Genomic DNA, 25076 nt, shown 5'->3' with positions numbered 1-25076 from the left:
CGCCAGTGCGTGAAAAAAGAAGCCCCGCGGCGAACCGCGGGGCTTTTGTCTTTTCAGCGTTCAGACCTCATCAGCGAGCCGAAATCGGCTTCTGACTTTACCACCGCCAGCCAAACCGGAACCGGTGGGCCTCAGTTGATCCCTGTCAGCTGGATCTCGAACGTCAGCACCTTGCCGGCCAACGGGTGGTTGGCGTCCAGAATGACTTCGTTTTCGGAAATCTCGATCACGGTCACGGTCATCATCTGGCCGTTCTCTGTCTGCGCCTGCAGCTGCATGCCGACTTCCAGCGGGATGTTGGCCGGAATGTTGGTCCGCGGAACAGCCTGGCGTGCGGCCGGATTGTGGGGACCGTAGGCGCTGTCGGGTTCGATGCGGACCGTCTTCTCGTCGCCAACCTTCATGCCGGGAATGGCCTGGTCGAGACCCGGAATGATCTGGCCGGATCCAACGGTGAATTCCAGCGGGTCGCGTCCTTCGGAGCTGTCGAAGACGGAGCCGTCGTCCAGCGTGCCCTTATAATGAAGACGAACCGTGTCGCCGCTTTTGGCTTCGGTCATGGAGCGTTTCGCAATTCTGTCTGTTGGGTGAGTTTTGAGGCCGCGTTTCGTTGGCGGGTGCTCGTCGTGAAACCAAGCCTAAAGGACGGGCAGCAAAAGTAAAGTCTGCCGGATCGTCAGCTTCTGGATAGTTTCGCGGACAAATCATGACTGAAATGGTGCAGCCCCGGCGCCGATCGTTTCAAACGATGGCCCCGGTGCCGTGGTTCTACTTCGTCGGATGGCGATTGCGCCGCTATTTCTTGCCGAAATTCGCACCTAGCCGCATCTGGATATAGTCATGCGCCGTCATCGGCTCATACTTGCCTTCCGGCCCTGCAAGCACCGTATCCATGTTGGCCTGGGCGAAATAGGCCATCGAGTAGCGAGGGCCGAGATATTCCTCCGGCTTGGGCATGCGCACCCGGTGAAGGTTTGACAGAAGCTTGTCGTCCGACCAGCGCATCAGCATGTCGCCGATGTTGCAGGTGATAACGCCTTCCAGCGGGGGCACGTCGGTCCAGGCAATCGCCCGGCCCTGGCTGTCCTTGCCCGGGCAAAGCTGTAGCCCGCCCTGGCCTGCCTTCTGGTGCAGCAGTGTCAGGCAGTCGAAGTCGGTGTGGGCACCGGCCCGCCAGAACTTGAAGTCCTCTGGCTTGGCATCTTCCATGCCCAGATAATGGATCAGTCGGAGGGTCGACTGGTATTCCGGTGTCAGCGGGTCATGTCCTTCGGTGAAGAAGTCCGGCGGAAACTGCAGCTTGTCGGCAAAGCAGGACAGAACCTTCATCGCCAGCGCCCAGTTGTGCCGCTCGAATGCCAGCATGGTCGCCTTGAAGCCGGACAGTTCTTCGCCGGTCGGCCAAAGACCCGTCATGCGCGGCAGGGTGATCTGGTAGCTTTCCTTCTGGTCGGCAGTACCGGTTGAAGGGCGGACCTGCGCCTTGAATTCCCAGCCTGCGTTGGTTCCGGGCCGAAGCGGATATTGTTCTTTCGTCTCGGCCGGCAGATCGAAGAAGCCGGCCGACAGTCGAAAAGCCTCGTCGATCAGTTCCTGCGGGATGCCGTGGTTGCTCAGCTGGAAAAAGCCGATGTCCGTCGCCGCGGCCCACAGATCCTCGGTGATCTCTGCCTTGCGCGAAAAGAAGTCCGACATGTCGACCTGGGGAATTGACCGGTCGACCGTCTCACCGACACCGCCGAAGCCTTTTTCCTTTTCCAGTTCAACGAGACCATAAGATGCAGAGGTGCTCATATTTCCGTTCTCCTTGAGAAAGAGGTCCGGGAGCAATGACCCGTGCTCATGGGCACTGACAGCTTCTACTCCACATAAGAATGTGCCTGCCCGACGCAGGCGATTTGCCATCAGGCCTGGGCGGCGCGGGCCCGGTGAGGCGCCGTCATTTCCTTTCTGCGTTCGATCAGTTGCCGGGTAACACGCCTTGCGTCCGAACCGAGCCCGGCCAGGTCCAGTCCGGGGATGGAACCGTCCCGGACGATCTGCCGCCCGCCGACAAAGCTGTGGCGCAGGCTTGCGGCACCCGTCAGCACGGGAGCAAGAGCCGGATCGTGAAGTCCCATGTTGCGAGGGGCCGAAATGTCGAAAACGGCAATGTCGGCGATCATGCCGGGACGCAGCACGCCGATCTCCTCAAAGCCGAGCACCTTGGCGCCGCCTTCGGTTGCCCAGTTGAGGAGGCTTTCGGCTTGCAATGCCTGCACGCCCTTTGCCGCTCGGTGCAGCGCGAAGGCACTGTAGAGGGCAGCGCCCATGTCGGCGGCCTCGTTCGCGCCCGCGCCATCTACCGCCAGCGAAACTCGGCCGCCGAGGTCATGCAGGGCGTCAGCTGGAGCAATGCCTGAGCCAAGCCTTGCATTTGCTTGCGGACAGTGCGCCATCCCGGTTCCGGTTTCTGCGAGCATGCGCACCTCGTCCCGGTCGCATTCCACCAGATGGGCAAACCAGACATCCGGCCCGAGCCACTGCTGCTCGGCAAGCCAATCAACCGGTCGTTTGCCGTATTTCGCCAGGGTGAAGTCGACGTAGGTCCGGTTTTCCGAAAGATGCGAATGAAGGCGCAGGCCCTTGCCGCGGGCAAAGCGGGCGATGTCGGCAAGCTCACCCGCATCGACATTGAACGTCGGCGTGGTCGGTGCGACGGCAACCCGCCTGCTGGAACCTGGGGAGGGGTCATGCCAGCGGTATGCAGTCCGCTCGATGCTTGCCAGAAATTTGTCCAGTGGCTCGCTTGGTGACGGTGGCAGGCTCGGTTCGGGAAAAGACCGGCCTTTCGTTCCACCACCCCGGGCGAGGACGAAACGGATGCCAAGCGCTTCCGCCTCCTCAAAAAGCACGTCCGCCGGATCGTAGTCATAGTGGTCGGAATAGACGTAGTGATGATCGCAGACCGTTGTCGTTCCGGTGAGAAGCAGTTCTGCCAGTCCGATCCTGGCCGATACGCGAAGGGTTTCCTCGTCGATCAGCGGCCAGTAGCTGTAGGGAACGTTCATGAGCCAGTCGTCTAGTGGCGCATTCATGCCTTCCGGCACGGCCTTCAGGACAGACTGGAATAGATGGTGATGGGTGTTGACCAGACCCGGTGTCACCACGCATCCGCTTGCATCGACAATCCGTTCGCCTTGCCGGGGCTGCAAGTGGCCGATTTCCGCAATCCTGCCGTCGTGAACGCGGATTGCACCGCTGAGGCGGTCTCCCTCCCGGGTTCCGGTCAGGCCGTAGTCAATGTTGTTGATCAGGAAGCTCGTCATTTCTGTCCCTTCGGCAGTGACCAGGGAAAGAAGATCCGCTGCGCGAGGCTGACAAGCTGGAACAGGACAAGAGACATCACGACGAGGATGACCAGTCCGGCCCAGGCCTGGGGCAGTTTGAACATCGACGTGGAGAACTGGATGAAGTAGCCGATGCCTTTTTCGGCGGCGACGAATTCGGACACGACAGCGCCGATGACCGAAAGCGTGATCGAAATCTTCATGCCCGAGAAGATGTAAGGCGTCGCATGGGGCAAGCGGATCTGCGTGATCTCCCGGAAGGACGGCGCGCGCAGCGACCTGGACAATTCGATCAGCTCCGGCGGCGTGGCGGCCAGACCTGTCGTCATGGAAACGACCAGCGGAAAGAACGAGATCATGAAGGTGATGACGACGCGTGGAGCATCACCGGTGCCCAGCACCACGATGATGATCGGGGCAACGGCGACCACCGGAACGGACTGGATGACCACCAGCAACGGGTAGAATGCCCCCGAAAGCAGACGCGACTTTGCCAGGCCGACGGCAATCGGAAGCGAGATGACAAACGAAACCGCATAGCCGATGAGGGCGACCCGAAGCGTTGCCCAGATATGCTCCATCCAGCGTCCGGCTGTAACACTTTCAAATCCGCCCAGAATGCGGGAAGGGGCGGGCAGCACGAAAGAGGGAACGGAAAACAGCCGTGTCCCGGCTTCCCAGATGACCAGGATCAGGAGAAAGGTGATCAAGGGAAGTACGACAGGCATCCGGAGCAGCTTTTCGGAAACCGGCAACGGCCGTTCCAGACGCTCGGGCTTTGGTGTGGTCTTCGCCGCGGCAGTGTCCTGTGTTTCGCTGACAGTCATCAGGCGGCCTCCTTTCTGATCAGCAGCGAGCGGAGTTCGGCCGAGAAATCCTGCATCTCCGGCGTTCTCAGCGCGCTTTCGTCTCTCGGACGGGCGGTCGGCACCTGCAGGTCCGCGATGATGCGGCCGGGGCGCTCGCTGAGCACAAGGATCCTGTCGGCCAGCAGCGCGGCTTCCGGAATCGAGTGGGTGATGAAAAGGACTGTCTTCGGACTTGCTTGCCACAACCGAAGAAGTTCAAAGCCCATGGCATCGCGGGTCAGGGCATCAAGCGCTGAAAACGGTTCGTCCATCAGAAGAATGTCCGGATTGAGAAACAGAGCCCGGGCAATGCCGACCCGTTGCTGCATGCCGCCGGAAAGCTCCGACGGCAGCCGCTTTTCAAATCCTTTCAGGCCGACGGTCTCGATGATGGTGCGGGCCTGTTCGCGGTCCTCCGTCGTCACCCGTCCGTATTTGTGGCGAACCGGAAAGACGACGTTGTCCTCTACGTTGGCCCAGGGAAGCAATGTCGGTTTCTGGAAGACGATGCCGACATCGTCCCTCGGCATCGTCACCTCTTTGCCGAAGACACTCACCGTTCCCTTTGAAGGTTTCATCAGTCCGGCGGTCAGTCTCAGCAAGGTCGATTTTCCGCATCCGGATGGACCGAGCACTGCTACAAACTCATGCTGAGCAATGGTCACGGTGACCCCGTCCAGGGCGGTGACGGATCCCGAGCCGGTCAGAAATGTCTGACCGACCGAGGAAAAGCTGATCGCGTTGTTGGTGAGTGCCACTTGAGGGTTACTCCGCTGCCGGCAGGAACGAGCGGTTGACAGCGTCTTCAGGTTTCAGGGATGCCGGGTCCAGATCCTGCGCCGCTGCAACGCGGGTCCATGTCGCCGCCAGCCTGTCGGCATCGATTGTGCCGAGCGGGAATTTTTCAGTGACATCGTTGAATGCGAGCTTGGACGCATCCAGCCAGGATCCCTTGACGTCTTCCGCCGAAAGCTCAGGCACCTGCGCGGAAACCGCAGCTGCCGCCTTGTCCGGGTTTGCGTAGGCAAATTCGAGGGACTTCTTGAAGGCCGCAACGAAGCGCTTGGCGACGTCCGGGCGCTCCTCCAGGAACGTGTCGCCTGCAACTAGCGATGCGGAATAAAGCTCAAGACCTGCGTCAGCCCAGGGCAGCACGACCAGTTCCTTGCCGGCCTCCGCCGCCTGGCCGGAATAGCGCGAGACATCGGTCAGCCAGGCGATGATCGCGTCCGACTGGCCGGTCATCAGCAGCGGCCCCAACGCGCCAGGGTCGGATTTGGTCAGGGTGATATCTTCTTCCGACAATCCGTTGTCGGCCAGAACCAGCGGCAGGAACACGTTGGAAGAGGTGAAGGGCGAAGTCGCGATCTTCTTGCCTTTGACATCCTTTATCGAGGCAATGCCGCTGTCCTTGGTGGTGTAGAAGGCGTGCGGTCCCATGTTGAAGATGGTCATGACCGCGGTCACCGGCACGCCTTCGGTCGCCTTGGCTGCCATCAGGGCGCCCATGCCCGCGGAACCGATGTCCGATGCCCCTGTGGCGATCTTGGTGATGGCCTCGGAAGACCCGCGCCCCGGTTCGATCTTGATCTCGAGACCGGCTTCTTCGCAGAAGCCTTCCTGAATGCAGACATAGATCGGCGCCTTGTCACCGCCGGGCAACCAGTCGAGCTGATAGGTCACGAGATCGGCCGCAGCCGCCGGAAACGAACCAACCATTGCCGCCATGGCAACAACCAACGACTTACCGTCAAACATGCGCATCGGCACACCCTTTCGCTGTACTTTCTCTGGAAGGTTTTCGAGTGGCGGGAGCGTTTTGTTGTCTTCGGCCGGCATTCTCATCTCCTGGTCTTGGATGCGGGCGCGTTCGTGCCGGGCATCGTCGATCAACTGAAAGATGAGCAATGTCGGAACCGTTGGGCTCCACCGCTTCTACTCGACCTCTACGGGAAACCGGTGCGCGTTTTTTGTCAAGAAAGCCTCAAGATGAAACCGCGAGAATAGTGATCAAGAGGCCAATATTTCAGCAGTTGCCTTTTAAATCGCCAGTCTTTTGATGTGTTTCTGTTCAACGTGACTGACTGTTTGCAAAGTCTTGCGGGGTGAGCGTGTTCATGCTCCCTTCAGGGGGAAGAAATCAAAGGAGCCTTGCGTGACCGATACTCATGACGACAAAGATATCGCGCTGTTGCGCCGGGCATTCGAAATCGCGCGGCAGGCGCGGGAAACGGGCGATCATCCATTTGGCTGCCTGCTGGCAGGTCCGGACGGTGAGGTTCTGATGGAGCAGGGTAACGGTTATTCCGCCGAAGGGCAGGACATGACCGCCCACGCCGAAAGGCTGCTGGCGACACGGGCAAGCAAGCGCTGGCGCCCGGATTTTCTGGAAAGATGCACCATGTACACGTCGGCAGAGCCGTGCGCCATGTGCTCCGGTGCCGTATACTGGGCGGGCATTGGTCGGGTCGTCTTCGGCCAGACCGAAAAGTCCCTGAAGGAACAGACGGGCGATCACGAGGAAAATCCGACACTCGATCTGCCCTGCAGGACGGTGTTTGCGGCGGGGCAACGCAAGGTGGAGGTTGTCGGTCCGCTTCTGGAAGAGGAAGCGGCCGGCCTGCAGGCGGATTTCTGGGCAGGGAAATAGTCACCGCTTGTTGCGGTCTTGATGCTGAACCTTCGCAGGCCAGTCAGTCCTTTTCCGCAGCCTTGGAACCGGAACGCAGTGGCGCGCGGCTGAGGTCGTTGACCGCCTCTGTTGCCTTTTGCAAGAGCCGCATGAAATCGTCAGCCTCTTGGCGGTCGAGCCCGCTGAGCATCACCTGTTGCGCCTTTTCCACCGCAGGGCCAAGCCGCGACAGCGCATCGGTTCCGGCGTCCGTCATGTGAAGCACCTTCGCGCGCCTGTCCTTTTCGCTCACGGTGCGAGACAGGAAGCCCTTCTGCACCAGCCGGTCGACAACGCCGGCTATCGTGGTCCTGTCATAGGCAATCAGGCCTGCCAGCGTTATCTGGTCGATGCCCGGGTTTTCCGCCACCCGGACCAGCGCTGCGAATTGCACCGGCGTCATGTCGAATCCGACGGCATCCACTTCCGTATGAAACACCGCCACCGCGATCTGCTGCAAACGGCGGATCAGGTGTCCGGGCATCTGTTCAAGGTTTCGCATCGCCGCCTCCAGGGAGTTCAAAAAAGGAAGTATGCTGATTATATTTGACAGCATGCTGATAATCAGTATGCTTTCTAATCAATCCGTTGTCGATGTTTGTTTGGACATCGCGGCGGAATTGTCAAACGCGAAAGACCCGCAATGCGGCAAGGAAGTCCGGGCTTGAACACCGGCAGCTTTCGCGTGGCCCCATCATGCTGGCGCCGGCCTCTCCCAAGAAGGAGGGCCGGTTGCCAAACTGCCGGAAAGTGGCGGAGGAGACGGTCTCATGCAATTTCATCTCGACGGCTTCAAGACCGGTGATCCGGTCATTCATGAACCTAATGCCGACACCACTGCCCTGGCCAACACAGACAGCCTGCCGGAAGAAGTCGATGTCCTCATTGTCGGTTGCGGTCCCGCGGGCCTGACGCTTGCCGCTCAACTTGCAGCTTTCCCGGACATCCGAACCCGTATCGTGGAGCAGAAAGCCGGCCCCCTGCAGCTTGGCCAGGCGGATGGTGTCGCCTGCCGGACAATGGAAATGTTCGAGGCGTTCGGCTTTGCCGAGCGACTGGAAAAGGAAGCTTACTGGGTCAACGAGACCACTTTCTGGAAACCGGACCCGGCGTCTCCGGACACGATCTCCCGCAGCGGCAGGGTTCAGGATGTCGAGGACGGTCTGTCCGAGTTTCCGCATGTCATTTTGAACCAGGCGCGCGTTCACGACTTTTATCTCGAGATCATGCGCAATTCGCCAAACAGGTTGGAGCCCAACTACTCCCGCCGGCTGGTAGATCTGGATATGGCGGCCGAAGCAGGGCGGGAGTGGCCGGTTACGGTTCAGCTGGAACGCACGGACCCCGGACACGAAGGTGAAACGGAAACCGTACGCGCAAGATACGTGGTCGGTTGCGACGGCGCCCGCAGTTCCGTGCGCAGGGCGCTGGGCCGCGAGTTGAAGGGCGACAGTGCCAATCAGGCCTGGGGCGTGATGGACGTTCTTGCCGTGACGGACTTCCCGGATATTCGCTTCAAGGCGTTGGTGCAGTCGGCCAGTGAAGGCAGCATCCTGATCATTCCGCGTGAAGGCGGATATCTGGTCCGCATCTATGTCGAACTCGACAAGCTGCGGCCGGACGAAAGGGTCGCGAACCGGAACATTACGGTCGATCATCTGATCGCCGCAGCCGGACGCATCCTTCATCCCTATTCGCTCGACGTGAAGGAAGTCGCCTGGTGGTCGGTCTACGAAATCGGTCAGCGGCTTTGCGACAAGTTCGATGATGTTCCGGCAGAAGGTGCTCCGGGCCGCTTGCCTCACGTTTTTATTGCGGGCGATGCCTGCCACACGCACAGTCCGAAGGCAGGGCAGGGCATGAACGTCTCCATGCAGGACACGTTCAATCTTGGCTGGAAACTCGCACACGTACTGAAGGGACTGAGCGAACCGGAGCTGCTTGCCAGCTATTCGGCCGAACGCCAGGCGATTGCGCAGAACCTGATCGATTTCGACCGGGAATGGGCAAAGCTTGTCAGCGCGCCGGTGAGATCGGAAAGCAATCCCGATGGCGTCGAACCGGCTGAAGTTCAGAAATACTTTGTGCAACATGGCCGTTATACCGCCGGGACAGCCTCGCGCTATCTCCCGTCCCTGTTGACGGGTGACGGTGCGCATCAGCAATTGGCGGAAGGTTTCCAGATCGGCATGCGGTTTCATTCCGCCCCTGTCGTTCGTCTTGCCGACGCCAAGCCGGTACAGCTGGGCCATGTCGTAAAGGCAGACGGTCGCTGGCGGATCTTCGCCTTTGCCGATAAAGGCGACCCGGCAGCGGAAACGTCGGCCATCCGTCGTCTATGCAACTTTCTGCAAGACGATCTGGCCTCACCGGTTTTGTGTCATACGGCGGCGGGTGAAGATATCGATGCGGTTATCGATCTTCGCGCAGTCTTCCAGCAAAACCATCGCGATCTGACCCTTGAACGCATGCCGTCACTGCTGCTACCGGCAAAAGGCCGCTACGAGCTGAGGGACTATGAAAAGATGTTCTGCCCGGATCTCAAAAGCGGCAACGACATTTTCGAAATGCGTGGCATTGACCGGGATAAAGGCTGTTTGGTCATCGTCCGGCCCGATCAATACGTCGCCGAGGTATTGCCGCTGGATGCCCATGAAGCATTGTCGGGCTATTTCCAGGGCATTTTGAAAGAGCGGCGCTAAGTCTGCGTTTCCCAGCATAGGCGTAACGCGCCAGGCCGGTTTGACGTCACCCGCCTGGGAACTTGGTATCAACGTGCGCCGATACGCCAGGCAACGGCCATGGACTTGAGCGCGGCGAGAACGGCGAAATAGGGCATGATGACCAGAGGCTCGGCAAACGAGCCCAGTGCGAAGGCCATCACGAGATAGAACAGGGAAACGATTGTCGCAAAGAGGCTGGCTGAAACAGCCTTGAACCCGCCGCCGCGGGCCTGGACGAACACGACCACCGCCCAGACAATGGCAATTGCGAAGGCAATGCCGACGAATATGCTGACGATCAGATTGTCTTCCAGGAAATTACGCAGGTCATACCAGTCGAACATGCTCTTGCTCCAGGTGATGGCATGACCGGAAGCTAGTGCACGGTGGAGCTGGCCGCATTCCCCATTTGGGGCGTAAGTTGGAGGGCTCGCTTCTTGCTTCAAACCCCTCGCAACGCAGAAACAAAAAGCCCGGCATTGCTGCCGGGCTTTTCGCTTTCAACTCTCGTGAGAGAGACGAAAATCTTAGTCTTCGGACTGCTGCTTCAGAGCTGCACCGAGGATGTCGCCGAGGGACGCACCGCTGTCGGAAGAGCCGTACTGAGCGACAGCTTCCTTCTCTTCTGCGATCTCGAGAGCCTTGATCGACACGGTGACCCGACGGGTCTTCTTGTCGAACTGGGTGATGCGGGCATCGAACTTGTCGCCAACGGAGTAACGCTCCGGACGCTGTTCCTCGCGATCGCGGGACAGGTCGGCGCGACGGATGAAGGCAGTCAGGTCGCTGTCTGCGATCTTGACGTCCAGGCCGCCGTCTTTGATTTCGATGACTTCACAGGTCACGACGGAGTTCTTGCGCAGTTCGCCAGCTGCACCCGATTCCATCGGATCGCCGGAAAGCTGCTTGATGCCGAGGGAGATACGCTCCTTGTCGACGTCAACATCCAGAACGACGGCCTTGACCATGTCGCCCTTCTTGAACTCTTCGATAACCTGCTCGCCCGGGCGGTTCCAGTCGAGGTCGGAGAGGTGAACCATGCCGTCCACGTCTCCGTCGAGGCCGATGAACAGGCCGAATTCGGTCTTGTTCTTGACTTCGCCTTCGACTTCGGTGCCGATCGGGAACTGCTCGGCAAATGCATCCCACGGGTTCTGCAGGGTCTGCTTGAGGCCCAGGGAGATGCGGCGCTTGACCGGGTCGACTTCCAGGATCATCACTTCGACTTCCTGAGAAGTGGAAACGATCTTGCCCGGATGGACGTTCTTCTTGGTCCAGGACATTTCGGAAACGTGGATCAGGCCTTCGATGCCCGGCTCCAGTTCCACGAATGCGCCGTAGTCGGTGATGTTGGTCACGCGGCCAGTGAACTTGGCTTCGATCGGGTACTTGGCTTCGATGCCATCCCACGGATCGGTTTCAAGCTGCTTCATGCCGAGGCTGATGCGATGCGTGTCCTGGTTGACGCGGATGATCTGCACCTTGACGGTCTGGCCGATGGTGAGAACTTCCGACGGATGGTTGATGCGGCGCCACGCGATGTCGGTGACGTGCAGCAGGCCATCGATACCGCCGAGGTCGACGAACGCACCGTAATCGGTGATGTTCTTGACCACACCTTCCACGGTATGACCTTCTTCCAGGCTCTGGACCAGTTCCGAACGCTGTTCGGCGCGGGTTTCTTCCAGAACGACACGACGAGACACGACGATGTTGCCGCGGCGCTTGTCCATCTTCAGGATCTGGAACGGCTGCGGGGTGTGCATCAGCGGGGTCACGTCGCGAACCGGACGGATATCGACCTGCGAACGCGGCAGGAAGGCAACTGCGCCATCCAGATCGACGGTGAAACCACCCTTGACCTGGTTGAAGATCTGGCCGTTGACCTTTTCGTTTGCTTCGAAAGCAACTTCCAGGCGGACCCAGCTTTCTTCGCGGCGAGCTTTTTCGCGCGACAGAACAGCTTCGCCAAGAGCGTTTTCAACGCGCTCCAGGTAAACCTCGACTTCGTCGCCGACCTTCATTTCGCCGTCACGGCCTTTTGCGCCGAATTCCTTCAGCGGCACGCGGCCTTCGACCTTCAGACCGACGTCGATGACTGCCAGGTCTTTTTCGATCGCGACGACGGTGCCCTTTACGACGGCACCTTCATACAGGTCGTTCTGAACGAAGGACTCTTCGAGAAGAGCGGAGAAATCCTCCATGGAGGGATTGTAATCAGACATATATGCTCCTGGCGCCTTCAGGCGCGCCGCCGGCGGGTTGGTGTTGCACTCCGGATCTGTCCTTCTCCCGGGATCGCGGTTTCCGCTGATCCTGCCGCTATCGAAAGCGGGCCGGCGGGGCGAGAGGCGGAAAATCCGGTCTCGTCACAGGTCGCCGGAAAAGGCGCCCTGCCGAAATTCTCTGGTCGTTCCGTAAAGAACTGATGGCCTGAGGCCACATGCGTTCCGGATGCACAAACAGGGGCGCACCGGTGGTGAACCCCTTGTCCTTATCAGGCACCCCTGGCGCGGGAGATGATATCCACAGCCGCCTGGAACGCGGTCTCTATATCCATTTCTGTCGTATCAAGCAAGACCGCATCGTCCGCCTGGCGCATCGGAGCCACGGTTCGCTTGGAATCGCGCTCGTCCCGACGCTTGAGATCTTCCAGAACGGCGGCATATTGCGCGTCCTGCCCCTTGGAGACCATCTCGTCGGTCCGGCGCTTTGCGCGGGCCTCGGGAGAGGCGGTCACGAACAGCTTCACTGTTGCATCGGGGCACACCACCGTGCCGATGTCGCGACCGTCGAGAACGGCGCCGGGAGGCGTCTGGGCGAAACGCCGCTGCAGCTTCACCAACTCGTCGCGAAGGCCGCCGAGAACCGCGATGCGTGACGCCGCTTCGCCGATCTCGTGAGCCGACAGGACAGACTTGTCCATCTGGGCCAGATCGAGATTATGGGCAATCTCGATGGCAACACCTTCGTCGCCAAGCGGCAGGCCATTGGCCAGAAGCGCGGCCGCAACCGCGCGATAGGTCAGCCCGGTGTCCAGGTGCCGCAGTCCGAAATGATCTGCCAGCCGGCGGGAGAGGGTCCCCTTGCCGGAAGCCGCCGGTCCGTCGATTGCGATGATCATGCGGCCTCGCTGGTGTTTGCGGAAATCTTAGCGCCAAGGCCGTCGAAGAGACCGGTGAAGGTCGGAAAGCTGGTCGCGATCACAGCGCCGTCGTCAACCGTCACCGGCTTGTGGGCAGCCATGCCCAGCACCAGGAAGGACATGGCGATGCGGTGGTCGAGATGGGTCACCACCGTGCCGCCACCAATCGCATCGGCACCACCGGTCACGGTCAGCGTATCCTCGGTTTCAACGCAAGGGATGCCGTTGGCTTCCAGCCCGCGGGCAACAGCGGCCAGGCGGTCGGATTCCTTCACGCGCAGCTCCTCGAGCCCCGGCATGAACGTATCGCCTTCGGCAAATGCGGCAGCAATGGCCAGCACCGGATATTCGTCGATCATCGACGGCGCCCGGTCGGCCGGAACAGTGATGCCCTTCAGCTTGCTGGCCTTCACGTGCAGATCGCCCACTTCCTCGCCGCCCGTCTCGCGGCGATTGACGATGGAAATATCGCCGCCCATTTCAATCAGGGTGGTGATGAGACCGGTGCGGTGCTCGTTCAGGAGAACGTTTTCGATGACGACGTCGGAACCCGGCACGATCAATGCCGCCACCAGGGGGAAGCCCGCGGAGGAGGGATCGCCAGGCACGTCAATGTCCTGCGGCTTCAGTTCAGGCTGGCCCTGCAGCTTGATCACGCGCTCGCCGGCCTCGTTCACGGTTACGGAAATGTCGGCGCCGAAACCCTTCAGCATCTTTTCCGTGTGGTCGCGTGTCGGGATAGGTTCGATGACGGTGGTTTCGCCAGCGGCATTGAGGCCGGCCAGCAGAACGGCCGATTTGACCTGCGCCGAAGGCATGGGCACCCGGTAGGTGATCGGCAGTGCCTGCTCCGGGCCGCGGATGGACGCCGGCAGACGGTCGCCGTCGCGGGCAATCACGTTGGTACCCATGTCGCGCAGCGGATTGAGTACACGGCCCATCGGTCGTTTGGACAGGGAAGCGTCGCCGACAAATGTAGCGGCGATGTTGTGGCTTCCGAAGATGCCCATCGTCAGGCGCGCGCCGGTGCCGGCATTGCCGAAGTCGATGACATGCTCCGGCTCAAGCAGGCTGCCGAGGCCGATCCCGTCGACGGTATAGCTGCCGTCCTCGAGCTTGGTGATGGTTGCGCCGACAGCACGCATGGCGTCAGCCGTGGCCAGCACGTCTTCCGATTCAAGCAGACCCTTCACGGTGGTACGGCCGACGGCAAGCGCGCCGAACATCAGGGATCTGTGGGAGATGGACTTGTCGCCGGGCACGCGGATCGTGCCGGTCAAGGGGCTGCCCAGGCTGGAAGTCAGAGGCTTGGGCGCAGAATCGTGTGACATTTTCAATGTCCGCAAATTGGATCGGTTGTCAAAAGGTGACACGTCCTATCATGTGGATGCGCCTGCGTCATCCGTTCAGACCGCCCGAATCCGAACTTCGCAAAATTTCCCGGCATTGGCAGAACGACAAGCAGATTCAAACGTGTGCCGGTCTGCAGGGCGTGTGGGTAACGCGGTCAGGTGCTTGAAATTTGAGTCACAACGTGCAGAACAATAATCCGAAGAATGTTTTTCGATTGATTTGCCTTTGACACCGGAACGGCTTGAGGCTATGGGGCGGCCCACGAATTCAAGTCGATTGCATAACGAAGAAGGGTGAGCACAGTGGCAAAACCTGAACTTGGCACAAAGCGGCTCTGCCCGAGCTGCGGCGCCAAATACTACGATCTCAACCGGAACCCGGTCACCTGCCCGAAATGCGGCACGGTGTTCGAGGCGGTCATGACCTCTCGTGCCGCGAAGGCTGCGAAGGTCGAAGAGACGCCGGAAGACGATGAAGAAGAAGACGATGTCGCAGCTCCGGAAATCGTGACCTTGGAAGAGGCCGATGCGGAAGCGGAAGGCGGCGATGACGATGTGCCGGATCTGGAAGATACGGACGTCGATCTCGACGACGACGAAAATAGTGACGACGACGACGACGTCTTTATCGACGATGAAGATGAAGACGAAGAATCCGTCCCGGGCATCCGCGTCGAAATCGACGAAGATACGGATCGCTAAGCTATTGTCCGGACAGGCTTTTCAGTCTGTCCGGGCTTTTCCACAAGCGGCAGAAAAGATCCTGATATTTTCTGCTTGATCTTGTGTGGAGGTGTGACTATAACCCGCCTCCATCGACGCCGGCACCCAAACCGGCTCTCATATGGAACATGGGGCCATAGCTCAGTTGGGAGAGCGCTACAATGGCATTGTAGAGGTCAGGGGTTCGATTCCCCTTGGCTCCACCATTCCAGTCTTTCTTCGAAAAATTTGCATTTTGAGCCGACCAGGCAGTGGGCCGTGTGCGGTTTGTCTTTGCCGCGAGCGATCGCCGATTGACTGTTCTGCTGCCACCGGGAAGCTGTTCCCGAACCCTTGCATCGCATCCCAGCGGTCGTTGGCACGGACACCTTCCAAATATCCAGATCCATTGTCAGATTCGCCGATTAACGGCATTGAAACAATTCACCGCTAGTGTTTCCCGGCATGAGATAAGGTCGTTTCGGTCAGACAGTTCGACGGAAACGGCTTCTTTGTTTTCAGGATGTGAACAGGTTTTTCCGATGCCGGCCGAGCGCAATTTCAGCATATGGATCGACCGTCTTTCCAGCGGTTGCTGACGGTGGTTTCATGAAGGACGCCGGGAGCGCATCTACTGTCGTGGAACGCGACGGCAACCAAAAGTCAGGGTCGTCTTCCTTGAACCGTTACAATGCGATTGCAAAGCGCTTCTCGGGATTTGCCCTGATCTCCGGCATAGGCTGGTGCCTGGATTTCCTGACCATGGCAACGCTCACGCAAAGTGGCCTGCCCGTGTTCTGGGCAAACTTCATCGGTGCCTTCTGCGGCGTGACCTTCGTTTTCTTCGTTGCCGGCAAGCACATCTTCGAGAAGGCCGGCAACAGGTCGACGACAGTGCTCCTGGCGCTCTACTGGATCTGGCAGGTTGTCGCGGTAACCGCCGCCTCGGCTCTGACGGCCGGGTTGAGCTGGGCTTTGATGTCGTTGCTGGTCACAGTTGACGGCACTGCCTTCGTTGCCGGTTTGGGACTGAAGCCAGTGACCTTGTGCGGGGTCACGGCCAAGATGCTGGTCACGCCTTTCACCCTTGTCGCGAATTTCTTTTTCATGCGGTTTCTGCTCGAACACCGCAAGTCAGATTGAGGTGGCCTTCATGACCGGCCGGGTTCTCGTTTTCATTCCCTGCTACAATTGCGAAGCGCAGATCCCGCGTGTGCTGAAGCAACTGGAGGCACCGGAGGTTCAGGCTGTCGTTGATGGTGTCCTGTGTGTCGACAACCGGTCGACGGACGGCACGCGCGAGGCGGCGCAGGCGGGGTTGGCGAAACTCGGATATGCCGAAACGGCCTTGCTGCACAACGACGACAATTACGGTCTCGGCGGTTCGCACAAGGTCGCGATCAATTTCGCGATGGTGAACGGCTACGACTATCTTGTGGTGCTGCATGGTGACGATCAGGGCGCGATTGCCGATCTGGTGCCGCATATCGCGGCCGGCCGTCACAAGGATCTCGATTTCCTGATGGGCGCGCGCTTCATGAAGGGCTCCAAGCTGGAGGGTTATTCCTTGCTGCGCACAGCGGCCAACCACACCTTCAACCTGATCTTTTCGGCAATCAGCGGCCAGCGTCTCTTTGATCTCGGCTCCGGACTGAACCTGTTCAAGGTAGAGGCCTTCAAGTCCGGCTTTCACCTGAAATACGCCGACGACCTGACGTTCAACTATTACCTGATCCTGGGTGTTGTCCGGAACCGGTTCCGGCTGGGGTTCTTTCCGCTCACCTGGCGTGAAGACGACCAGATATCCAATGCCAAGCTGAGCAAGATGGGCTTTCAGCTTCTGCGCATTGTCAGCTTCCGTCTGTTCAAGCCGGCCGCTTTCTTTGCGACCGATCACCGGCAGACACCGCGTGCCGCCTATCCCTCGACACGGATTGCCTGAGGTGAGGTCTGTGCGGACATCCTCACGCTTGCGGCAGGCCAGGTTGCCGGCCGGCCTTGCCCTGCATTACGCGGTCCTGTTCCTGCCGTTCGGTCTCGCGATCTGGTGGCTGGCCGAGCAGGGGCTGGGTGAGCTTGCGGGCAAGCCGTGGCAGGCGCTCCTTGTTGCAGGCGGCATCTATCTCGGCTCGCATTGTGTGCGCGCTGTTCGTCTTGCGATCATGGCCTCGCGGCTGCTCGGCATTTCCGGGCGCTCCAGCGCGCTGCTGCATCTGGTGACCAGCCCGGGTGCCCTCGTCATTCCCTTCAAGCTTGGCGAGATCCTGAGGCTGCACCAGCTCTGGTATCTGGGCAAAAGCTTTCCCGGCGCGCTGATTATCATCCTTCTGGAGCGGTTTTTCGACGGATTGATGATCCTCGTCCTGCTCGTCGTCGTTTATGCATACCACGGTCCGCTGGCCACCGGGCCTATGGTCCTTCTGGCCGTCACCAGCCTTGCAGTGCTGGCGGGCCTTGTCGTCTTCGTGCTTGGCCCCGGCATCCTGCGGGCCGTGCAACATTATGTGGTTCTGAACCACCGGAACCCGAATTCCCTGCGGCACCTGGGTCAGCTGGACGGATTGCGTCAGATCACGACACGAGGGGCCGATCTTTTCCGCGTACAGGGACCGGTGCTGCTGGTCATGTCCATGGTCATCTGGGGCCTGGAAGCCCTGGCGGCGACTGTGCTGGCATACACCTCCGCCAATTTTGTCGAAACCAGCGGGATCGTGCTTCTGGCCGAGCGGGTGTTCGAGGGGCCAGTTGCCAGTTTCCAGGGCGCCATCGGCGCCTGGAGCAGCCTGTGTCTTCTGTCCCTTGCGCTGGTCTGGCCGCTCGCCATGTGGATCTACCTTCCGCGAGTGCGCAACGAACCGCTACGTGCCCAGAACAGGACCGGTGCCTTATGACGAAAGCACTTTCCGTAATCCTAGACGACCGGGATCCGCCGGCAGAAAGCGTGCGGGCCGCGCTTGGCGAAGTCCGGTTCTCCGACATCATGCGCCGCCGCCAGACACTGGCGAAAGAACTGACGGCCATGTCCCTGGAGGCCGGTGCGGAAACGGTGGAACACCTGATGTCGCCTGAAAGCGGTGTCGAGCTTGCAGACCGCATCCGCGACCGGGGCGACGCCGCAATCTATCTGCGCGTGCCGCTCTGTCTGCCGCCGCTCGATCCGGAAGGCTTTTCGGTGCTGGTGCGCAAGGCCGGATACGCCTTGAAGACCATGCTGGCCACCCCGGTGATCGAAGACGAGGCCGTTGCCGTCCTGTTTCACACCGAAGCTGCATCGCTTCTGTGTGCGGACACACCCGAGGCCCGTCGCCTGCTGCTGCTGTCGCTGCGCGATCGCACGGAGATCATCACCGATCACGCCCGGTTCATCGATATTCGCGAACCGCGCAACCTGATGCTGTTTCTGTCCGGTGCGACGGAACTTCGGCATTTCAATTCCGCCCGTTCGGAAGACAGCGTCTTTCACAAGCAGTCCACCGACATTGCAAAAATGCGTGCCGAGCACGGCTTCTTCCATGCCGCACCGCCTGAACTGCAACGTTTCCTGCTGCCCACGTTCGGGTTCTGGGAAGACGGCAAGACGGCCGGCTACCAGATGGAGCATCTGGCGATCCCGGATGCGGCGTTGCAATGGGTGCATCACTCGTTCACGGAAGGTGATTTCAAGGTCCTGCTCGATCAGATCTTCAATTACCTGAATGCAAGAACGCCGGGAAAGAAAGACGGAGCGCGGGCCGAAACCCAGATCCTGGAAAAACTGGACAAGCGGCTTGCGGGGTTCCTGGAGACGGAGCGCGGCAGACAGACCAACCAGATTCTGGAAAAAGCCGGTCCGCGCGGTGGTTTGCCCGACATGCTGGAGCAGGCACGCCCCTTCATTCGAAAGGCGGTCGGCACCACGGATCAACTGGTGTTTTCCCACGGCGATCCGTGCTTTTCCAACGTCCTGTTCGACAGGCGGATCGGGCTGATGCGGCTGATCGATCCGCGCGGAGCGTTGTCCGCGGATGATGCGATGATGCATCCGCTTTATGATGTCGCCAAGATCAGTCACTCCATTCTGGGCTGCTATGACTACGTCAACAACGGCCTGTTCCGCGTCTATCTGAACAAGGAACTGCGGTTGGAACTCGACTGGACGATCGCGCCTCCCGCGGATTGGGCCGAGCGGCACTTCTGCGACAGGCTGGAGGCGGAAGGCCTCGACATCGCCCATGTGCGTGCGGTCGAACTGTCACTGTTCCTGTCGATGCTGCCGCTTCACACCGACCACCCCGACAAACTCGTCGGCTTTGCGCTGATCGCGGCCTCGATCCTCGATCAGCTTGAAAGCGGACAGAAACGGCAGAGAAAGGCCAGCTGATGAGCGGCGTAGTAGCGATTACGATGGCCGGGATGGGCAGCCGTTTCACCAAGGCGGGCTACGACCGTCCGAAGTATGAAATCGAGGCGCTCGGCCGACCCCTGTTCGACTGGTCCATGCTCTCGATGGAGGCCTACCGCGAGGCGGGCTGGTCGTTCTGCTTTGCCGTGCGCAGCGGATTGAACGCGCCGGATTTCCTGACAGCCCGCTGCAAGGCGCTCGGCATTCAGGTTGACGGCATCGTCGAGCTTGACGAACTCACCGACGGCCAGGCGACAACAGCTCTGGAACTGGTTGCCACAGCTTCGGAAAACCAGCCACTCGCCATCTTCAACATCGACACTTATGTGGCGCCGGGTGCGATGAAGCCGGCAGACCCGGCGGTTTGTGCCGGGCATGTGCCGTGTTTTCCCGGACCGGGTAACGGCTGGTCCTTCGCACGCACCGATGCGGATGGACGTGTGGTGGAGCTTCGCGAAAAGGAACGCATTTCCGATCATGCGACCGTCGGCCTCTACTGGTTCGACAGCGTCGCCCGCTACCGGGACGTCTATGCCCGCTTCTTCCGCAACAGTGGCGAGGAGAAGGGCGAGCGCTACATCGCGCCGATGTACAACCAGATCATCGCGGACGGGGCGGCTGTCTCCATCAGCCAGCTGGCGTTCGAGGAGGTCGGAATGCTCGGTACGCCGGAGCAACTGGAGGCGTTCATCGCCTCTCCGCCGCCTTCCGCAGCAAAGTGGACGATTGCCAAATGATTGCCCTTTCGACTTATGCCTTTGCCATCTTGCTGTTTCCGGTGCTTGTCGCAGTCTGGTATTTGCGAAAGGACTATGCCTCCGGCTTTATCGGCTTGCTTGGCCTGTTGGCCGCCGGTGTGCTGATTGCCGTCAGCGGGACGCTGCCGCACCTGTTCTTTGATCACGAGCGTTACCTGCACGACCTTTGGACCGCCTTCGATACGGCAAACAAATCTGCCTATGGTCAGGCCTCCAGCGTCGATTATTTCAGTCCGATCGGACCGGTCTATGACTGGGTTTTCCGGATCGCTGTCGAGCTGCGCCCGCAGGATGCAACGTCTGTTCCTCTGGCAAGTGCCGTATTCGGGCTTGGAACCTTCGTTCTGGCGGTTCTCACTCTGACGCGACAGGTGAGTTTCGGGACGCTTGGCCTCGTTCTGCTGATCGCGGTCGCGACAGTCGTGACACCGCGCGAACCGGACATGATCTTTGCCCAGACCAGCATGAGCTGGCTTGCCCCCTATAACCGTTGGGCGGCGGCCCTTGCAGCTGTCGTAACCGTGGCCTTTTGCTGCCCTCCAGGGCGCAGGGGCATGCCGGAGGCTTTTCTGCTGGGCTTTTCGATTGCCGTCGTCTTTCTGATCAAGGTCACATTCGGCGCCGCCCTCGTGGGCTTGCTGGTCGCGGCAACGGTGTTCCGGAACGTCTCGATCAAGCATGCTGTTGTGGTCTTGATCGGCCTTGCGGCGTCGCTTACGGCCGCAGAGCTGGTGACGGGCCAGGTCAGCGCGAACCTTGCGGACATCAAGACCGTCTCCGGATTTGCCAAGGAAACCTGGCGCATCATCAAGCTGATTACCCAGCTTGGGGAGGCTGCGGTATGGGCCATCGGCAGCGCTGTGCTTTATCTCCTGCTGTGCGAAAACAGTGCTGAACCCAAACGCTTCACACCTGTCGTCCTGATCCTGGTCGCCGCTGCCATGGCCTGCGTCATTCTCATGCAGAACCATTGGCTGTCGGAAAGCCCGGTCTATGCCATGCTTCCGATCATCGCCGCACAGTGGGCCGGTCTTTTCCGCAAGGGGGAAACAGCGGCGGTCTCCGTCGAAAGACAGTCGAAGGCCCTGACGCTGAAGATCCTGTCGGTCCTCACCATTGCAATCGCCCTCATCTATCCGGCCCGTGATGGCGGTGCCATGGTCGCGCAATTCCTGCAAAGCCGGCAGTATCCGGCAGACGAACGGCTGGCCAATACCGGGCAGGCAGGCTTCGTGCTGCATCCGCGCTGGCTCGAGCAGCCTGATGAGGAAGTAACCGTCGACTACAACAGGATGCTGGATGGTTTCAGCCTGCTGCAGGAAGTCGGGGCTGCAGATCCGGATGCCGGGCCGGTACTGGCACTCAACTTCGCCAATCCGTTTCCGGCCCTTCTCAACAAGCCTTCACCCGCCAGGGTGCCGATCTGGTTCCACAATGGCAGAACCTTCTCCAAAGAGATCCACCAGCCGGAAGAAGAGTTCTTCTCCGATGCGGAGTTCGTGATCCTGGGTCATGGCGACCCGTCCGGAGAAGCGCTTTGGGAAATCTACCGGCCGTATGTGCAGGAGCACTACGAAGAAGCTGCCAGCAGCCCTTCCTGGACCGTCTACCGAAAGAAAGTTCAGGACGGTCAGAACCTGTAACACCGATAAATCGGCCGGCTAAAAGATAGACAGGCTTCGCGGTCAGCCGGCTGCGAAGCCTGTTTTGACGTCAGTTTTTCGGTGCGTTGTCGAGCAGGGTGTCGATCTCCGATTTTGACATGCGGACGAACTCGTCCGGCCGGATGGCGCGGTCGTCTACATAAAATCCTTCATGTCCGCACCAGGGCTTGCCGACGAAGATCTCGTCGTAGGGAATGTCGTGCTTTTGCAGCCACTCGATGATGATCGGCACCGTGTGCGCCGTGATCTTGCCGACATTGTTCTCATGTGTCCGCATGTTGCGTGCGGTCTGGATCACGATCTCGAAGCCCTGTTCCTTGTACTCCCGCAGCTTCTCGATGAGGGGCAGGTTCGGTGAGACGTTCCTGTAGTCGGACGTGTCTGCCAGGGTCAGGGTTCCGTCCAAATCGATAACAAGGCGCTTTATGGGTTCAACTCCCCGCTGGTCCGGCTTCTCAGAAGCCGGAAGGTCATGAAAATTGTTGTTCGGGGTGTTGCTATAGCCAAAAATCATCAAGGCCGAGTAAAGCGCCCTCCGTCTGTCGTCTCGCCGTCGTGATCGGCTTTTATGATCAAGATGAAGCCAGGGTTGTCGCATTGTCCGGCTCCTTAAATTCGCAACGCTGTCACATGCCCGTAATACCCGCCCGCTAGAACCCGCTTTGCACACGTGTGCAAAACATGTTTATTCTTTCCACATGGCACTTCCGGGAGGGAGGTGTCGCAACACAGACAGCAGGCGAAATACGATGAGCATTCTCGTTTCCAAACTGCGCCAGTCCACAGCGGCTGCCGTCCTGGCTCTCACCACCGCGGCTTTTGCCGGAGACGCCCTGGCAAAAGACCTCACCATCACCGTCTGGGCAGGCGGTTCCAACGACAGCGACGTCTACCGTCTCGATGCCATCGAGATGGCGGCGGACATCCTGTCCCGCGAATATGCGATTGCTGGTGAAGACCTGAACATCACTGTCGAAAAGAAGCGTGACTTTGCCGGTTGGGAGGAATTCAAGCAGGCCGTGACCCTGGCCGCTGAAGCCGGCAGCGCCCCGAATATTGTTGTGACCAGCCACCTGGATATCGCTCCCTGGAGCCAGTCCGGCCTGATCGTTCCTGTCGAGGATTATGTCGACATGGACACCTGGCCGATCAACAACATCTACGAAAACCTGCTCGATATCACGACCTACAACGGCGTCGTCTACGGTCTGCCTCAGGATGCCGAAAGCCGTCCGTTCTTCTTCTGGCGCGAAACCATGAAGAAGATCGGTTACACGGATGAAGAGATCGACGCGCTTCCGGCCAAGGTCGAAGCCGGCGAATACACGCTCCAGAACGTACTGGAAGACGCCAAGAAAGCCGTCGACATGGAAATCGTCGAAGAAGGCTACGGCTTTTATCCGCGTGTTTCCAACGGTCCGGATTATGCCCAGTTCTACCAGTCCTTCGGCGGCGAACTGATGGACAGCGAAACCGGTAAACTGATCCTCGACAAACAGGCGATGACCGATTTCTACCAGTTCTTCGTGGACGCTGTCGAAGCGAAGGTGACCCGCAAGAACCACATCGGCACCGAGTGGGACCAGTGGTATGCGGAAGTGGCATCCGGCAAGGCGGCCCTGTGGCACGGCGGCACCTGGCACTATGCGCGCTACACCGGCAAGGAAGGCCTGGACGATTTCTTCGGCAACATCCAGTTCTCGCTCATTCCGGCAGGCAATGAAAACGGCCAGGCCAACACCATCACCCATCCGCTGGCCTATCTGCTCACCAAGCAGGATGACGAAGACGATATCGAGATCGCCGCACAGCTGATCAAGATCGCGTCCGAACCGCGCATCAACACGCTGCACGCGATCAAGTCTGCACACCTGGGCATCGCCCGCGAGCAGTCCAACATCGAGCTTTACGCCAACGACCGTTGGGCGGCCGAAGCGACCCGCCGCCTGCTGCCGCACGCCAATGCACAGCCGAACAACCCGAACTACGGCAAGTTCTCGGAGATCATGTTCAAGGGTCTGGAAACAGCCTGGACCGGCACGAAGTCTCCGGCTGACGCAGTTGCCGAAGTGGAAGCGGAAATGACGGCCGTGCTCGGCGACGACCTGATCGTCCGCTAAGCCATCCATCCTCCATCTGCCTTGCCGGGCGGTCCGCCGCCCGGCTCACATTTCAAGGGGACAAGATGCGACGCGCGCACCTGCTCGGGCTGGGGTTCATGGCCCCTGCGCTCTTCATCATTGTGTTTCTGTTTCTGGCGCCGGTGGCGCTGACAATGATGTTTTCCTTCACCAGCATGAGTTCCGGTACCGGCATTTCTTCCGGCGGTGCCTATGAGGTTACGGAACGCACGATCCGGATGCTCAAGGACCAGGGGTTTCCGGAAGTCACGGCAGATCGTCTGGCCGAGGACACCTACAAGATCGACGCGGCCGGTATCGCAGCCGTCGAAGCCGAATACGGCAAGGCTTTCGCGCAGGAGATCGAAGCCAGTTTGTCCGGCAAGAGTTTTGCCGGACGGCGTGACCTGGAGCGCGAACTGAAGCGCCTGAAGGAACGCCCGCGCTCGACACGCGATCTGAAGAAAGCCGCCGATCTCTTCAAGCGCTCGATCCTCAACACGCGCTTCGAAACGGAAGAAGCCTTCATGACGGGCATTGGCGAGCTGGGGCTCGGCCTTCCGGAAAGCGAAACCGACCAGCTTGCCAGGACCGCCTACACCGGCTGGGTCTGGACGACGGAAAACTACAGCCTGATCGCCTCGCTGCCGTCTTCGCTCCGGGCGGCCGGCAACACGCTGATCTACGTATCGCTGACGCTGTCCTTCAACATCGGATTCGGTCTCTTCCTGGCTGTGACGACCTTCTATCTGCCAGCCGCGGCCGCAACCACATTCCGGACGATCTGGTTCCTGCCGCGCATCCTGCCGCCCGTCATCTACGTGATGATGTGGAAGTGGATGGCCTGGGACACCGGTTTCCTGTCCAGCTTTCTGGCCAATTTCGGCGTACCGCCGCGAAACTGGATGCTGCATTCGGACATCAATGCCTGGGTGGTTGTCATCCTCATCAACGGTTTCGTCGGGGCGTCGCTCGGCATGATCCTGTTTTCCAGCGCCATCAAGGCGATCCCCGAAACCATGCTGCATGCAAGCGAGGTGGATGGCGCCAATCGCCTCCAGCAGATCCGCTACATCATCCTGCCGCAGCTCAGATGGCCGATCCTGTTCACCACCGCCTATCAGACGCTCTCGTTGCTGACGTCCTTCGACTACATCTACCTGTCGACGGACGGCGGACCGGGCAAGGCAACCGAAGTGTGGGCGCTCTACACCTTCCACACCGCGCTGAACAACTATGGCGGTGTTCTGCAATACGGTCTCGGGGCTGCGCTGGCGATGGTCCTGGTGGTCATCGGCATTGCCGCATCGCTGATCTATCTGCGCCTCTTCAATTTCAACGAACTCGTGGCCAAGCCGCGTATCGAGCAATAGGGGAGAGACG

Annotated in this window: 23 protein-coding genes and 1 tRNA gene; 12 read left to right on the top strand and 12 right to left on the bottom strand. The window is 59.8% G+C overall.

Going from position 1 to position 25076, the window contains the following annotated elements; genetic code table 11:
- Window positions 1-131: 131 nt before the first annotated feature.
- The 6 genes from ACYQ6M_RS21830 to ACYQ6M_RS21805 all read right to left on the bottom strand — a co-directional run bounded on the left by ACYQ6M_RS21830 (window position 132) and on the right by ACYQ6M_RS21805 (window position 5935).
- On the bottom strand, window positions 132-560 hold the full coding sequence (locus ACYQ6M_RS21830) for an FKBP-type peptidyl-prolyl cis-trans isomerase (protein ID WP_022998960.1): 429 nt from the start codon (window positions 558-560) through the stop codon (window positions 132-134).
- Between the two features lie 235 nt (window positions 561-795).
- The gene (locus ACYQ6M_RS21825; protein ID WP_229005534.1) at window positions 796-1794 is read right to left on the bottom strand and encodes an isopenicillin N synthase family dioxygenase; all 999 of its coding nucleotides are present in this window, start codon (window positions 1792-1794) and stop codon (window positions 796-798) included.
- A 110-nt stretch (window positions 1795-1904) separates the two neighbouring features.
- The gene (locus tag ACYQ6M_RS21820) at window positions 1905-3308 is read right to left on the bottom strand and encodes an amidohydrolase family protein (RefSeq protein WP_460075535.1); all 1404 of its coding nucleotides are present in this window, start codon (window positions 3306-3308) and stop codon (window positions 1905-1907) included.
- Window positions 3305-4057, bottom strand: coding sequence for an ABC transporter permease (locus ACYQ6M_RS21815; protein WP_460075734.1), 753 nt, complete (start codon window positions 4055-4057; stop codon window positions 3305-3307). The genes ACYQ6M_RS21820 and ACYQ6M_RS21815 overlap by 4 nt, the downstream gene beginning before the upstream one ends.
- A 98-nt stretch (window positions 4058-4155) precedes the next feature.
- Window positions 4156-4935 carry an ABC transporter ATP-binding protein gene (locus tag ACYQ6M_RS21810; RefSeq protein ID WP_062490764.1) on the bottom strand — a complete coding sequence of 260 codons (780 nt, stop codon included), beginning with the start codon at window positions 4933-4935 and terminating at the stop codon, window positions 4156-4158.
- 7 nt (window positions 4936-4942) lie between these two features.
- A complete protein-coding gene (locus ACYQ6M_RS21805) occupies window positions 4943-5935 on the bottom strand; it encodes an ABC transporter substrate-binding protein (protein ID WP_062491991.1) in 993 nt (330 codons plus the stop codon).
- Window positions 5936-6332: 397 nt separating this feature from the next.
- Between ACYQ6M_RS21805 and ACYQ6M_RS21800 the strand changes: the two genes are divergently transcribed.
- On the top strand, window positions 6333-6827 hold the full coding sequence (locus ACYQ6M_RS21800; RefSeq protein ID WP_062490761.1) for a nucleoside deaminase: 495 nt from the start codon (window positions 6333-6335) through the stop codon (window positions 6825-6827).
- Between the two features lie 43 nt (window positions 6828-6870).
- On the opposite strand, the gene ACYQ6M_RS21795 is transcribed toward ACYQ6M_RS21800, so the two are convergent.
- Window positions 6871-7350, bottom strand: a complete 480-nt coding sequence (locus tag ACYQ6M_RS21795; RefSeq protein ID WP_460075533.1) for a MarR family winged helix-turn-helix transcriptional regulator — start codon at window positions 7348-7350, stop codon at window positions 6871-6873.
- A 268-nt stretch (window positions 7351-7618) separates the two neighbouring features.
- On the opposite strand from ACYQ6M_RS21795, the gene ACYQ6M_RS21790 reads away from it, so the two are divergent.
- Window positions 7619-9550: an FAD-binding monooxygenase gene (locus ACYQ6M_RS21790; RefSeq protein WP_460075531.1), complete on the top strand. Its 1932-nt coding sequence runs from the start codon at window positions 7619-7621 to the stop codon at window positions 9548-9550.
- A gap of 68 nt (window positions 9551-9618) precedes the next feature.
- Here the strand turns inward: ACYQ6M_RS21790 and ACYQ6M_RS21785 are convergent, their stop codons facing one another.
- The 4 genes from ACYQ6M_RS21785 to aroA all read right to left on the bottom strand — a co-directional run bounded on the left by ACYQ6M_RS21785 (window position 9619) and on the right by aroA (window position 14047).
- Window positions 9619-9915 carry a hypothetical protein gene (locus ACYQ6M_RS21785; RefSeq protein ID WP_022998951.1) on the bottom strand — a complete coding sequence of 99 codons (297 nt, stop codon included), beginning with the start codon at window positions 9913-9915 and terminating at the stop codon, window positions 9619-9621.
- Window positions 9916-10098: 183 nt separating this feature from the next.
- Window positions 10099-11796 carry a 30S ribosomal protein S1 gene (gene rpsA / locus ACYQ6M_RS21780; protein ID WP_031268654.1) on the bottom strand — a complete coding sequence of 566 codons (1698 nt, stop codon included), beginning with the start codon at window positions 11794-11796 and terminating at the stop codon, window positions 10099-10101.
- Window positions 11797-12068: 272 nt separating this feature from the next.
- A complete protein-coding gene (gene cmk, locus ACYQ6M_RS21775) occupies window positions 12069-12695 on the bottom strand; it encodes a (d)CMP kinase (RefSeq protein ID WP_022998949.1) in 627 nt (208 codons plus the stop codon).
- Complete coding sequence (gene aroA / locus ACYQ6M_RS21770) at window positions 12692-14047, bottom strand: 3-phosphoshikimate 1-carboxyvinyltransferase (RefSeq protein ID WP_460075528.1); 1356 nt, start codon at window positions 14045-14047, stop codon at window positions 12692-12694. The genes cmk and aroA overlap by 4 nt, the downstream gene beginning before the upstream one ends.
- A gap of 324 nt (window positions 14048-14371) precedes the next feature.
- On the opposite strand from aroA, the gene ACYQ6M_RS21765 reads away from it, so the two are divergent.
- From ACYQ6M_RS21765 to ACYQ6M_RS21730, 8 genes are all read left to right on the top strand, one after another.
- Entirely contained in the window at window positions 14372-14770 is a 399-nt protein-coding gene (locus ACYQ6M_RS21765) for a TIGR02300 family protein (RefSeq protein ID WP_062490752.1), read from the top strand.
- 151 nt (window positions 14771-14921) lie between these two features.
- A tRNA-Ala gene (locus tag ACYQ6M_RS21760) sits at window positions 14922-14997 on the top strand.
- 382 nt (window positions 14998-15379) lie between these two features.
- On the top strand, window positions 15380-15913 hold the full coding sequence (locus ACYQ6M_RS21755; RefSeq protein ID WP_460075526.1) for a GtrA family protein: 534 nt from the start codon (window positions 15380-15382) through the stop codon (window positions 15911-15913).
- Between the two features lie 10 nt (window positions 15914-15923).
- Window positions 15924-16712 carry a glycosyltransferase family 2 protein gene (locus tag ACYQ6M_RS21750; protein ID WP_022998945.1) on the top strand — a complete coding sequence of 263 codons (789 nt, stop codon included), beginning with the start codon at window positions 15924-15926 and terminating at the stop codon, window positions 16710-16712.
- Window positions 16713-16722: 10 nt separating this feature from the next.
- Entirely contained in the window at window positions 16723-17661 is a 939-nt protein-coding gene (locus tag ACYQ6M_RS21745; protein ID WP_228870088.1) for a lysylphosphatidylglycerol synthase domain-containing protein, read from the top strand.
- Window positions 17658-19130 carry a hypothetical protein gene (locus tag ACYQ6M_RS21740; protein ID WP_460075524.1) on the top strand — a complete coding sequence of 491 codons (1473 nt, stop codon included), beginning with the start codon at window positions 17658-17660 and terminating at the stop codon, window positions 19128-19130. The genes ACYQ6M_RS21745 and ACYQ6M_RS21740 overlap by 4 nt, the downstream gene beginning before the upstream one ends.
- Window positions 19130-19888, top strand: coding sequence for a glycosyltransferase family 2 protein (locus ACYQ6M_RS21735; protein WP_075284630.1), 759 nt, complete (start codon window positions 19130-19132; stop codon window positions 19886-19888). The genes ACYQ6M_RS21740 and ACYQ6M_RS21735 overlap by 1 nt, the downstream gene beginning before the upstream one ends.
- Window positions 19885-21552, top strand: a complete 1668-nt coding sequence (locus ACYQ6M_RS21730; protein ID WP_460075521.1) for a hypothetical protein — start codon at window positions 19885-19887, stop codon at window positions 21550-21552. The genes ACYQ6M_RS21735 and ACYQ6M_RS21730 overlap by 4 nt, the downstream gene beginning before the upstream one ends.
- A gap of 70 nt (window positions 21553-21622) precedes the next feature.
- Here ACYQ6M_RS21730 and ACYQ6M_RS21725 read toward each other — a convergent pair whose 3' ends face one another.
- The gene (locus ACYQ6M_RS21725) at window positions 21623-22087 is read right to left on the bottom strand and encodes an HAD hydrolase family protein (RefSeq protein WP_022998940.1); all 465 of its coding nucleotides are present in this window, start codon (window positions 22085-22087) and stop codon (window positions 21623-21625) included.
- Window positions 22088-22322: 235 nt separating this feature from the next.
- Here ACYQ6M_RS21725 and ACYQ6M_RS21720 point away from each other — a divergent pair, with 235 nt between their 5' ends.
- A complete protein-coding gene (locus ACYQ6M_RS21720) occupies window positions 22323-23693 on the top strand; it encodes an ABC transporter substrate-binding protein (protein ID WP_022998939.1) in 1371 nt (456 codons plus the stop codon).
- Between the two features lie 65 nt (window positions 23694-23758).
- Window positions 23759-25066, top strand: a complete 1308-nt coding sequence (locus ACYQ6M_RS21715) for a carbohydrate ABC transporter permease (protein ID WP_460075518.1) — start codon at window positions 23759-23761, stop codon at window positions 25064-25066.
- Window positions 25067-25076 lie beyond the last annotated feature (10 nt).

Source organism: Roseibium sp. ROS1 (assembly GCF_054658215.1).
The sequence above is the reverse complement of the archived record's forward strand: the minus strand, read 5'-3'. Positions and strand labels throughout refer to the sequence as shown.